This is a genomic window from Stenotrophomonas sp. PAMC25021, assembly GCF_004795795.1.
Taxonomy (GTDB): Bacteria; Pseudomonadota; Gammaproteobacteria; order Xanthomonadales; family Xanthomonadaceae; genus Stenotrophomonas; species Stenotrophomonas muris.
In genome coordinates this window covers 1661056-1672500 of sequence record NZ_CP039255.1, presented here as the reverse complement: position 1 = coordinate 1672500, position 11445 = coordinate 1661056, and the positions used below count along the sequence as shown (strand labels likewise).

The window sequence follows — 11445 nt, the reverse complement described above, 5'->3', positions numbered from 1 at the left end:
CCTTGTCGGGTAAGTTCCGACCTGCACGAATGGCGTAACGACAGCGGCGCTGTCTCCACCCGAGACTCAGTGAAATTGAAATCGCTGTGAAGATGCAGCGTTCCCGTGGCAAGACGGAAAGACCCCGTGAACCTTTACTATAGCTTTACACTGAACGTTGAGTTCGTCTGTGTAGGATAGGTGGGAGGCTATGAAACCATGGCGCTAGCTGTGGCGGAGCCATCCTTGAAATACCACCCTGTCGTGCTTGACGTTCTAACCTGGGCCCATTATCTGGGTCGGGGACCGTGTATGGTGGGTAGTTTGACTGGGGCGGTCTCCTCCTAAAGAGTAACGGAGGAGCTCGAAGGTACGCTCAGCGCGGTCGGACATCGCGCACTGTGTGCAAAGGCATAAGCGTGCTTGACTGCAAGATCGACGGATCAAGCAGGTAGGAAACTAGGACTTAGTGATCCGGTGGTTCTGTATGGAAGGGCCATCGCTCAACGGATAAAAGGTACTCCGGGGATAACAGGCTGATACCGCCCAAGAGTTCATATCGACGGCGGTGTTTGGCACCTCGATGTCGGCTCATCACATCCTGGGGCTGTAGTCGGTCCCAAGGGTATGGCTGTTCGCCATTTAAAGTGGTACGCGAGCTGGGTTCAGAACGTCGTGAGACAGTTCGGTCCCTATCTGCCATGGGCGTTGGAGATTTGAGAGGGGCTGCTCCTAGTACGAGAGGACCGGAGTGGACGAACCTCTGGTGTTCCGGTTGTCACGCCAGTGGCATTGCCGGGTAGCTATGTTCGGAAGCGATAACCGCTGAAAGCATCTAAGCGGGAAGCGCGCCTCAAGATGAGATCTCCCGGGGCACAAGCCCCCTGAAGGAACCATGTAGACTACGTGGTTGATAGGTCAGGTGTGTAAGTACAGCAATGTATTGAGCTAACTGATACTAATGATCCGTGCGGCTTGACCATATAACCTCAAGTTGCCTTGGCTTTACGACAGCGTCGTAAGAGCATCTAAGTGCACGCTACGTCACAAGAACTATGCGAGGCTGGCGCCTTGTCCCCCAGGGACGAGTGCGACGCTCCAAAAGCCTCCCTGGTGAAATTAGCGCTGTGGAACCACCCGATCCCATCCCGAACTCGGAAGTGAAACGCAGCTGCGCCGATGGTAGTGTGGCTCAAGCCATGCGAGAGTAGGTCATCGCCAGGGTTTATACCCAAAACCCCGCTGCTCACGCAGCGGGGTTTTTCTTATTAAGTGAAGGCACTGCATTTTCCGGGTCCCTTCCGCCCCAAGGGCAAGATCGCGAAGCTGGCGCTGCAAGCGCTGCTGCAACCGTCTCCCTGGTGAAATTAGCGCTGTGGAACCACCCGATCCCATCCCGAACTCGGAAGTGAAACGCAGCTGCGCCGATGGTAGTGTGGCTCAAGCCATGCGAGAGTAGGTCATCGCCAGGGTTTACACCCAAAACCCCGCTGCTCATGCAGCGGGGTTTTTCTTTGTGCGCAGGAAACCCCGGTAGTGCCGGCCGCTGGCCGGCAATCCGATGGCGTTGCATTGCCCGGTAGATCCACGCCATGCGTAAGTGCTCCGCGAGGAGCATGGCGCCAACCAGGGTTGGCCGCTACCAATCGATTGCCGGCCAGCGGCCGGCACTACCGGCAGATCCACACCAACCGTGGATGAGCCGCCGACGGTACGCAAAAGAAAAGCGGCGCCCCGTGGGGCGCCGCTCTGCTCTCAACAGTGCTCAGTCGAGCATGGCCCGACTCTACTTGGCCGGGACCTTGTCCTTCATCATCGCGTCGCGGGCTGCCTTGAACGGATTGCCTGCATACCAGTTCGGCCAACGATCGCCACCGGCCAGTTCCTTGCCCACGCCGTACATCAGCTGCAGGTCTTCGACGGTGCCGTCCAGCTTCCAGGTGGCGGCGTCGAACTCGTCCTTCGGGCCGTGGTAACGGTTGGCGCCGTAGTCCGCCGCCGCCTTGCGGCCCGCTTCCACGCCACCCTCGCGCAGGTCTTCGCCGCCATCGGCGTACAGGGCCGGCACACCCGCCTTTGCGAAGTTGAAGTGATCGGAGCGGAAGTAGAAGCCGCTCTGTACCGAGGTCTCACCGTGCAGGGTGCGGTCCTGGGCGGCGGCCAGCGGCTTGAGGATGTCCTCCAGCTCCGAGCTGCCGAAGCCGGTGACGGTCACGTCCTTGGCACGGCCGGCCACCGACATCGCATCGATGTTGATCACACCGGCGATCTTGTCCAGCGGGAAGGTCGGGTGGGCGACGTAGTACTTGGAACCCAGCAGGCCGGACTCTTCCAGGGTCACCGCCAGGAACACCACCGAACGCTCCGGCTTCGGCTCCTGGTGGGCCATGGCTTCGGCCACTTCGAGAATGCCAGCTACGCCGGTGGCGTTGTCGACCGCGCCGTTGTAGATGTTGTCGCCGGTCTCACCCTCATGCTTGCCCAGGTGGTCCCAGTGCGCCATGTACAGGACGGCCTCGTCAGCGCGCTTGCTGCCCGGCAGCACGCCGACCACGTTGCGCGACTGCTTCTGTGCGATCCGGCTCTTCAGGTCGACCGCAGCGGTGGCCTTCAGCGGCACTGGCTTGAAACCGCGCTTGCTGGCGTCCTTGTAGGCCTGGGCGAGGTCCAGGCCGGCACCGGCGAACAGCGCCTTGGCCGCGTCGGCGCTCAGCCAGCCCTGTACCGGGATGCGCGCTTCCGGGTCATCCTTGGCGGGCAGGTCGTACTGCGGGCCAGCCCAGGAATTCTTCACCACGTCCCAGCCGTAGGACGCGCCGGCGGTGTCGTGCACGATCAGCGCGGCGGCGGCGCCCTTGCGGGCGGCCTCCTCGAACTTGTAGGTCCAGCGGCCGTAGTAGGTCATGCGCTTGCCGTCGAACAGCTTCGCGTCGTCGACGTGGAAGCCCGGGTCGTTGACGAACATCACGACCGTCTTGCCCTTCCAGTCCTGACCGGCGTAGTCATTCCACTTCTGCTCCGGCGCATCGACGCCATAGCCGACGAACACCAGGTCGCTGGCATCGACCTTCACCTCGGCCTGGCCGGTACGGGTGCCGACCACCATGTCGGTGCCGAACTTCAGTTCGGTGGTCTTGCCGCCCTGGGTGATCTTCAGCACGGTCGATTCGTCGGCCGTGGTCTCGGTCATCGGCACATCCTGGAACCAGCTGTCGCCGTTGCCGGGCTGCAGGCCGATGCGCTGCATCTGGTCGCGGATGTAGTTGACCGTCAGTTCTTCGCCCTTGCTGCCCGGGGCGCGGCCTTCGAACTCATCCGAAGCCAGGGTCTTGACCATCTCGGCGAAGTCGCCGGCGTTGATCTCCGGTGAGAACTGATGGGCGGCCGGCTTCGCGGCGGCGGTATCGGTGGACGGCGTGGCAGCCGGCGTGGATTCGCCTTTGCAGGCACTGAGCGCGGCCGCGGCGGCCAGGCACAGGAGGAGTTTGCGGGGCATCGTCGATTCCTGGAGAACAAAGGGCGGTCGCACCTCACGCGCGACCGGTAAACGCGAGTATCACCAAAGCGGCGGGTGCGACGGGTTCAGTCGGCCGGCGCGGTTTCGGTATCGAACGGGATCGGCTCGGCCCCGGTGACCGGGCCGATGCGTGCGGTGCGATGCACGTACAGCACCACCTCGCGCTCGAACTGCAGCGGCCCACTGACGACCGCGTTGGGGCCGATGATCACGCGCGGCTTGCGGCTGGCGGTGAGCGAGACACTGAAGTTCGGCTTGCGCACATGCACGCCGCCGTTGACCTGCGAACCGATGCCGACGGTGATGTCACCGTTGACGGTCTCGACGTCTTTGCCGACGCGGCTCTCGACCAGGCCGATGCCGCCGTTCACGGTCTCGACGCCGCCTTCGATCTGGCTGCCGCGATCAGTGAAGATGCTGCCGTTGACGGTGCTGACGCCGCCGCTGGCGATCACTTCGCGACCCAGGCGGACACCGCCGTTGACGGTTTCGATCTTGCCGGTGCGTGCGCGGTCGGCAACCTTCACCCCGCCGTTGACGGTGTCGATGCTTCCGGTCTCGACGCCTTCGCCGACACGGATGCCGCCGTTGACGGTGTCCAGCTTGCCGTAGCGTTGGCCGGGTTCGGCGCTGATGCTGCCGTTGACCTTGCTGATGTTCTCCTGGGCGCAGACCGGCCCGGTGACCAGCAGTACGCCCAACAGCAGCGGAATGGATAGAGTTTTCATGGGGACCTCGATGGATGTGCGGCTGGCAGGCCGCGTGCGGAGATGTCACCATTCCCCGGTACCCCCCGCAACTGCCTGAAGTCACTGGAAAGCCCTTGCGCGACAACGCCTTCCCATCACGCCGACATCACATCGCCGCCGTACGCGGCGGGCGCTGGCTGCTGCTGGGGCTGGCTGTGGCGCTGGCCCTGCCCCTGCCGGGTGCTGCGCAGACCACCCGCGAGACCGAGCGCAAGCTGCAGAAGCTGCGTACCGAGCTGAAGGGCGTGGCGCAGGAGCGACGGCAGATCGAAGGGCAGCGTGGCCAAGCATCGCAACAGCTGCGCGAGGCCGACGAGAAGGTGGCACGCACCGGCCGCGCGCTTGCGCAGACCGAAGCGGCGCTGCGTGAGCAGGCCCAGGCCCTGGCCCAGGCCGAGCAGCGCCGCAGCAGCCTGCAAACCAACCTGGCCCAGCAGCACCGCGAACTGGCCGGCCTGCTGCGCGCGGCGTATCAGCTTGGCAATCACGCACCGCTGAAGCTGCTGCTGTCGCAGGACACGGTGGCCGATGCCAATCGCGCCCTGGCCTACCATCGTTACCTGCAGCGCGAACGAGCGCAGCGCATCACCACGCTCACCGCCGACCTGAAGGAACTGGAAGCGCTGCAGGCGCAGATCGCCGAGCGCAAGCAGAAGCTGCAGGGGGCGCAGCAGGACCAGAAGCAGCAGGCAGCGGCGCTGGCGGCCGACCGCCGTGACCGCGCGCAGACCGTGGCCTCGCTCGACGAACGCTTCAAGGACCGGCGCGAGAAGGAACAGGCACTGGGCCAGGATGCCAAGGCGCTGGAAACGCTGCTGGCCAATCTGCGTGCCGCTGCCGCCCGGGCCGAAGCCGAGCGTCGCGCGGCGGCGCGTCGAGCTGCTGCCGAAAAGGCCGCTGCCGAGCGGGCCGCACGCCAGGCGGCCGCACAGGGCCGGCCACCGCCGCCGGCTACCAAGGTTCCACCTGCGGTGGCGTCGGCACCGGCACCGAAGGTCGGCGGCCTGGGTTGGCCGTTGTCCGGCAACCTGCTGGCCCGCTATGGCGGCAAGCTGCCCGATGGCCGTACCAGCAGCGGCGTGCTGATTGGCGCGCCGGCCGGCAGCACCGTCACGGCCGTGGCCGACGGCACCGTGGTGTTCTCCGACTGGATGACCGGCTACGGCATGATCCTGATCGTCGACCACGGCAATGGCTACATGAGCCTGTATGCACACAACGACACCCTGCTGAAGGATGCCGGCGCACGGGTCAGCCGCGGTGATGCGGTGGCCAAGGTCGGCAATTCCGGTGGCCAGGGCGTCACCGCGCTGTACTTCGAGCTGCGCCGTGGCGGGCAGCCGGTCAACCCGGACAGCTGGCTGCAGCGGCGCTGAATCCAGGCCTGCCGGATGCGGGTTGGATTCAACGGGAATTTAGCTGTGCTTCGCGCATAATCGGTGCATGTGCCTTGGGCACGATGCCAACGTCGACAGGAGTGATCCATGCGCGCAGCCCGTACCGCCACCCTCTTGCTGGCCCTGTTGCCAGCGCTGTCCTGGGCGCAGCAGACCGCGCCCGCCCCGAGCCAGGAAACCAGCGGGCAGGCAGCGAACAGCGAGGAGGCGGTGACCTCGAAGGTGCCGCTGGAGGACATCCGCCGTTTCGTGGCCGTGTACAACGCGGTGCGCGCCGCCTATGTCGATCCGGTCGATGACAAGAAGCTGATGCAGTCGGCCGTGCGTGGCCTGCTGCTCGACCTCGATCCGCACAGCACCTACTTCAACAAGGAAGACGCGCAGGCCTTCGACGAGCAGGCCAATGGTGCCTACGAGGGCATCGGCGTGGAGCTGCAGCAGCAGCCGGACAACGCCAGCATGAAGGTGATCGCGCCGATCGACGACACCCCGGCGGCCAAGGCCGGCATCCTCGCTGGTGACCTGATCATCGCCATCGACGGCAAGCCGATCAGTGCGATCGATGCCAGCGAGCCGCTGCGCGGCCCGGCCGGCAGCAAGGTGGTGCTGACCATCGTGCGCGAAGGCAAGCCCAAGCCGTTCGACGTGAGCCTCACCCGCCAGACCATCCGCGTGACCAGCGTGCGCAGCCGCCTGCTGGAACCCGGCTATGGCTACATCCGCCTGAGCACCTTCCAGGCCGATACCGGTTCGGACTTCCAGAAGCACGTGCAGCAGCTGCAGAAGCAGTCCGGTGGCCAGCTCAAGGGCCTGGTGCTGGACCTGCGCAGCAACCCGGGTGGCCTGCTGACCGCTGCCGTGCAGGTGGCCGATGATCTGCTCGACAAGGGCAACATCGTCAGCACCCGTGGCCGCATCAGCATCAGCGATGCACGATTCGACGCGACCCCGGGCGACCTGCTGAAGGGCGCACCGGTGGTCGTGCTGGCCGATGCCGGTTCGGCCAGTGCATCGGAAGTCCTGGCCGGCGCGCTGCGCGACAACAAGCGCGCGCGCGTGGTCGGCAGCCGTACCTTCGGCAAGGGCTCGGTGCAGACCGTGCTGCCGCTGGACAACGGTGATTCGGTGAAGCTGACCACCGCGCGCTATTACACGCCGAGCGGCAAATCGATCCAGGCCACCGGCATCGTGCCGGACGTCGAACTGAAGCCCGCCGCCACGCCGGCCGAGGATGCACTGCCAGCCAGCCTGAGCGACTACAGCGAAGCGACCCTGCCGGGCCATCTGCGCGGCGATGACGAAGGCACGGAGGGCTACCACGCCGGTGCGGTGCTGCCGGGCGATGGCCCGATCAACGACGCGCTGGCCGAGCTGAAGAACCCAGGCTCGGTGGCCGCACGGTTGAAGGCCGAGGCCGCCAAGGCGGATGCGGCCAAGGCCGCGAAGGCCGCTGCGGCGAAGCCGGAAGCAAAGCCGGAAGCAAAGCCGGAAGCAAAGCCGGAAGCAAAGCCGGAAGCAAAGCCGGAAGCAAAGCCCGAACCCGTCCCGGCCAAGCCTTGATTTTGTAGAGTCGAGCCATGCTCGACTGATCTACGAACGAGCGGGTGAGCGTGGAGCCGGCCAGCGGCCGGCACTACCAGGGGTCAGAATCCGTGCCGCTTGCGCAGGCGGCGCGCGATCGCGGCGCGCACGTACACGCCATACACCACGCCGAACACGAAGCCGCCGATGTGCGCCCACCAGGCCACCATGCCGAAGCTGGGGCCGATATGGGCGAACACCACCTGCAGCGCGGCCCAGACGCCGATCAGCAGGTAGGCCGGGGCGCGCACGAACTCCAGGAACAGGCCCAGCGGGATCACCACGCCCAGCCGGGCACCGGGGAACAGGGCCAGATAGGCGCCGATCAGCGCCGACACCGCGCCGCTGGCGCCGATGATGATCTGGTCCGGGCTGCCCATGGTGTAGATCGCCACCAGGTTGGACACCGCGCCGCCCACAAGGAACAGCAGCAGCAACCGCCACGGCCCCAGCACCCGCTCGGCGGGGAGGCCGAAGATCAGCAGGAACACCAGGTTGCCCAGCAGGTGCGACCAGTCGGCGTGCAGGAACAGCGCAGTGAACAGGCGCAGCACGCTGCCGTCCTGCAGGGTCGCCCACCAGTCCAGCGGACGGGTCAGGCCGGTGGACAGGGCGCCCCAGTCCAGCCAGAGACTGCCGCGGGCATCGTCCGGGCGCGAGATCGACCACAGGAATGCCAGCCACAATGACGCGAACAGCACGGGCGTGGCCCAACGCAGGGCCGCCTTCTTGCGCGACGGGAGGGAGACGAACATGCCAATAGCCTAGCGTGCGGCCACGTTCGGTGGGGACGGTCCTGTTCAGCTTTTGAGACGAAAAAACCGCCTGCGCTGTTATTGTTTCATTAACAGCTCTGGGTAATACTCGCATACGGCGTCGTATGTCGGGAGGGGAATCCGGCGCGCTCCGATGGGTCCCAGGACCCGGCGGGCGCAGGCGCACTCAGAGCACCATCACCGCTTACCGGAGAGAGAACTACGATGCAAACCGCTTCCACCATTGCCCGACTGACCCTGCTGGCCGTCGGCGTTGCCGGTGCGCTGGCCGCCGCCGATGCCAATGCTGCCGCCTTCCAGCTGAAGGAAAACAGCGCCAAGGGCCTGGGCCGCGCGTTCGCCGGCTCCACCTCGACCGAAGGTGACGCCTCGGTCATCGCTACCAACCCGGCGTCCATGCGCCTGCTCGACGGCACCCTGGTCCAGGGCGACGTCAGCGCCATCAGCTTCGGCGCCAAGTTCCGCGGTCAGGGCAAGTACGCCAACGGCGCGCCGATTTCCGGTGGCAACGGCGGCGACGCCGGCATGATCGCCCCGGTTCCGGCCGCGTACTTCCACGTGCCGTTCGGCGAGAACGACAACATGCACTTCGGTGCTTCGCTGACCGTGCCGTTCGGCTTCAAGACCGAATACGACCGCGACTGGGTCGGCCGCTACAACGGCGTCAAGACCGAGCTGCAGGCCATCGACCTGGGCGTGGCGTTCTCCTATGACGTCAACCCGTACCTGTCGTTCGGTGCGTCGGTGTTCGCCGAGCGCCTGAACGTCGACCTGACCAGTGCTGTCGACACCGGCACCGCGATCAACGCCACTGCCCAGCGCACCGCTGCGGCGCGTGTGTTGGCTGCCGGCGGCACCGCAGCCCAGGCTGCGGCGGCCTCGCAGGCCGCTGCACGCCAGGCCGCCCAGCTCGGCTTCTCGCCGGGCACCGCCGATGGCTACCTGCGCATCAAGGGCGATGAAGTGTCGGTCGGCTACACCCTGGGCATGACGGTCACCCCGGTGGAAGGCACCAACATCGCGTTCAGCTACCGCTCGAAGGTCGAGCACAAGATCACCGACGGCAAGGCCGATTTCACCATCCCGCAGAATGCGGCGGCCTTCCTGGCCACTGCTGCCCCGGGTACCTTCATCGACAGCAACGGTCGCGCGACCATCACCCTGCCGGCCAGCGCCACCGTGGGCTTCACCCACCGTGTGAACGACCAGTGGCAGATCATGGCTGAAGTCACGCGCACTGCGTGGAGCAAGTTCGACCAGGTCGTCGTCGATTACGACTCCAACCAGCCGGACAGCGTGCTGCCGTTCCACTACCGTGACACCACCTTCGCGTCGATCGGTACCGATTTCCGCGTGAACGACAAGCTGACCCTGCGCGGCGGCCTGGCCTATGACCAGACCCCGACCACCGATGCCCACCGCGACGTGCGCGTGCCGGACACCACCCGCAAGTGGCTGTCGCTGGGCATGACCTACGCCGCTTCGGACAAGATGGAATACAGCGTGGGCTACACCCACCTGTTCACCAAGGATCCGAACATCACCTCGACCTCGGCCACCGGCAACACCGTGACCGGCAAGTACAAGGTCAGCGGCGACGTGCTGGCGGCGTCGATGCAGTACAAGTTCTGATTCGGGCGATTGCCTGGAGCAGTACGAAGGAGGCCCCGCGCAAGCGGGGCCTTTCTTTTTGTGGGGACGGGCCGGGGCGTCCACGCAGCGCACGGATCCACGACAATAGCGACATGAACCTGTCCGATCCGAACTTCCAGCTGGAGCTGGCTGCCAACATCGCCGTCGCCGGATCGATCTTGCTGGCCGGCCGCAACAACGTGCACACCTGGTGGCTGGGCATCGTCGGCTGCGCCTTGTTTGCTGCCGTGTTCGAACGATCGCATCTGTATGCGGACATGGTGCTGCAGTTCTTCTTCATCGCCATCAGCGTGCTGGGCTGGTGGCAGTGGCTGCGTGGTGACCATGGCGCGCCGTTGCCGATCACTTCATTGCGGCCGCGCGCCTGGGCCTGGCTGGCGCCGCTGGCGGTAGTGGCCACGTTCGGCTACGGCTGGATGCTGACCCGCCTGACCAATGCCTATGCGCCGTACATCGATTCGGCGGTGCTGGTGTTGAGTGTGATCGCGCAGATCCTGATGATGCGACGCAAGCTGGAATCGTGGTGGGTATGGCTGCTGGTGAACACCGTTGCGGTGCCGCTCTACTACAGCCGTGGCCTGCACCTGACCTCGATCCTGTATGTGGGCTTCTGGATCAACGCGCTGGTCGCCTTGCGCCATTGGCGGCACCTGATGCGGGACGGGGCCAGGGCGGCCGATGCCGCTGCCTGAGCGCGTTGCACGCGGCCTGGTGGTGGGCAAGTTCTGCCCGCTGCATCGCGGCCATGAACGACTGATCGACTTCGCCGCCACGCGCTGCCAGCAGCTGCTGGTGATCGGCTGGTCGCAGCCGGGCTTTGCCGGCTACAGCGCTGCGCGCCGCGAGCGCTGGCTGCGTGCGCGTTTCCCGCAGGCCACGGTAGCGGTGCTTGACGACGCGCGACTGGCCGCATTGTGCACGCAGCATGGCTTGCCGGTGCGAGCGCTGCCGCAGGACAGTGATGACGAACAGGTGCAACGTGACTTTACCGCCTGGCTGTGCCTGAACCTGTTCGGTGGGCCGGTGCAGGCGGTGTACACCGGTGAGGACTACGGTGACGGCTTCGCGCAGGCGCTGGCCACGCACTTCGGTGCGCCGGTACGCCATGAGCGGCTCGAACGCGCATTGGACGTCGGGCAGGCCTGCGGCACCGAGCTGCGCAGCGATCCGCATGCGCATCGCCATGGGCTCGCACCGCAGGTGTATGCCGACCATGTACAGCGCGTGGCCTTCATCGGTGGCGAGTCCAGCGGCAAGACCACGCTGGCCCGCGTGCTGGCCGAGCGTCTGCAGACTGTCTGGGTGCCGGAGTATGGCCGCACGCTGTGGGAGCAACGAGGCGGAGAGCTGACGCCGGGCGATCTGCTGCGCATCGCAATGACACAGCCACAGCACGAAGACGAAGCTGTGCGGCGTGCGCATCGCTGGCTGTTCTGCGATACCACGCCGCTGGTGACGCTGGGCTACAGCGGCTGGATGTTTGGCACGGCGCCGCAGCCGCTGCGGCAAGCGGCACGACGACGCTACGACCTGCTGTTCCTGTGCGCGCCGGATATTCCGTTTGACCAGGATGGCACGCGCGTGGGCGAAGCCTTCCGGACGCAGCAGCATGCGTGGTACCTGGAGCAGCTGCAGGCAGAGGGTGTCGAGCATGTGCTGCTGGAAGGCGATCTGGAGACGCGCATCGCACGCGTGCAGGGCGAGCTGGCGAAGCGGGCGGACAATCGGTTCAGTGTGGCCTTGCCTCTGTAGAGCCGAGCCCACGCTCGGCTGCGCCAGAAAAGCCGAGCATG

General features: G+C 65.7%; 8 protein-coding genes and 3 rRNA genes (1 of these 11 only partly in view). 8 read left to right on the top strand and 3 right to left on the bottom strand.

What is annotated here, in order from left to right:
- From E5790_RS07950 to rrf (E5790_RS07940), 3 genes are all read left to right on the top strand, one after another.
- Nucleotides 1–962, top strand: a 23S ribosomal RNA gene (locus E5790_RS07950); it begins 1918 nt to the left of the window's first position.
- A gap of 126 nt (nt 963–1088) precedes the next feature.
- Nucleotides 1089–1203, top strand: a 5S ribosomal RNA gene (rrf, locus tag E5790_RS07945).
- A gap of 133 nt (nt 1204–1336) precedes the next feature.
- A 5S ribosomal RNA gene (rrf, locus tag E5790_RS07940) occupies nt 1337–1451 on the top strand.
- A gap of 314 nt (nt 1452–1765) precedes the next feature.
- Here rrf (E5790_RS07940) and E5790_RS07935 read toward each other — a convergent pair.
- Nucleotides 1766–3475, bottom strand: a complete 1710-nt coding sequence (locus tag E5790_RS07935; protein ID WP_049441383.1) for a M28 family metallopeptidase — start codon at nt 3473–3475, stop codon at nt 1766–1768.
- An 86-nt stretch (nt 3476–3561) separates the two neighbouring features.
- Nucleotides 3562–4224 (bottom strand): hypothetical protein, encoded by a 663-nt coding sequence (locus E5790_RS07930; RefSeq protein WP_014645682.1) that lies wholly within the window; start codon nt 4222–4224, stop codon nt 3562–3564.
- A gap of 95 nt (nt 4225–4319) precedes the next feature.
- On the opposite strand from E5790_RS07930, the gene E5790_RS07925 reads away from it, so the two are divergent.
- Both E5790_RS07925 and E5790_RS07920 read left to right on the top strand, forming a co-directional pair.
- Nucleotides 4320–5621 (top strand): peptidoglycan DD-metalloendopeptidase family protein, encoded by a 1302-nt coding sequence (locus tag E5790_RS07925; RefSeq protein ID WP_014645683.1) that lies wholly within the window; start codon nt 4320–4322, stop codon nt 5619–5621.
- Nucleotides 5622–5729: 108 nt separating this feature from the next.
- Nucleotides 5730–7202: a S41 family peptidase gene (locus tag E5790_RS07920; protein WP_069118095.1), complete on the top strand. Its 1473-nt coding sequence runs from the start codon at nt 5730–5732 to the stop codon at nt 7200–7202.
- 83 nt (nt 7203–7285) lie between these two features.
- Here E5790_RS07920 and E5790_RS07915 read toward each other — a convergent pair whose 3' ends face one another.
- Nucleotides 7286–7978: a rhomboid family intramembrane serine protease gene (locus tag E5790_RS07915; protein ID WP_005414994.1), complete on the bottom strand. Its 693-nt coding sequence runs from the start codon at nt 7976–7978 to the stop codon at nt 7286–7288.
- A gap of 225 nt (nt 7979–8203) precedes the next feature.
- Here E5790_RS07915 and E5790_RS07910 point away from each other — a divergent pair, with 225 nt between their 5' ends.
- The 3 genes from E5790_RS07910 (at nt 8204) to E5790_RS07900 (ending at nt 11404) form a co-directional block, all read left to right on the top strand.
- The gene (locus E5790_RS07910; RefSeq protein WP_049419231.1) at nt 8204–9631 is read left to right on the top strand and encodes an outer membrane protein transport protein; all 1428 of its coding nucleotides are present in this window, start codon (nt 8204–8206) and stop codon (nt 9629–9631) included.
- Between the two features lie 113 nt (nt 9632–9744).
- Nucleotides 9745–10344 (top strand): nicotinamide riboside transporter PnuC, encoded by a 600-nt coding sequence (pnuC, locus tag E5790_RS07905; RefSeq protein ID WP_111206331.1) that lies wholly within the window; start codon nt 9745–9747, stop codon nt 10342–10344.
- The gene (locus tag E5790_RS07900) at nt 10331–11404 is read left to right on the top strand and encodes an AAA family ATPase (protein ID WP_111206333.1); all 1074 of its coding nucleotides are present in this window, start codon (nt 10331–10333) and stop codon (nt 11402–11404) included. The genes pnuC and E5790_RS07900 overlap by 14 nt, the downstream gene beginning before the upstream one ends.
- The last annotated feature ends 41 nt before the right edge of the window (nt 11405–11445 follow it).

Excerpts from the sequence above, each read along its gene's own strand:
- E5790_RS07920 (WP_069118095.1), top strand. The coding sequence starts at position 5,730 with ATGCGCGCAGCCCGTACCGCCACCCTCTTGCTGGCCCTGTTGCCAGCG.
- E5790_RS07915 (WP_005414994.1), bottom strand. The coding sequence starts at position 7,978 with ATGTTCGTCTCCCTCCCGTCGCGCAAGAAGGCGGCCCTGCGTTGGGCC.
- E5790_RS07900 (WP_111206333.1), top strand. The coding sequence starts at position 10,331 with ATGCCGCTGCCTGAGCGCGTTGCACGCGGCCTGGTGGTGGGCAAGTTC.
- E5790_RS07935 (WP_049441383.1), bottom strand. The coding sequence starts at position 3,475 with ATGCCCCGCAAACTCCTCCTGTGCCTGGCCGCCGCGGCCGCGCTCAGT.
- pnuC (WP_111206331.1), top strand. The coding sequence starts at position 9,745 with ATGAACCTGTCCGATCCGAACTTCCAGCTGGAGCTGGCTGCCAACATC.
- E5790_RS07910 (WP_049419231.1), top strand. The coding sequence starts at position 8,204 with ATGCAAACCGCTTCCACCATTGCCCGACTGACCCTGCTGGCCGTCGGC.
- E5790_RS07930 (WP_014645682.1), bottom strand. The coding sequence starts at position 4,224 with ATGAAAACTCTATCCATTCCGCTGCTGTTGGGCGTACTGCTGGTCACC.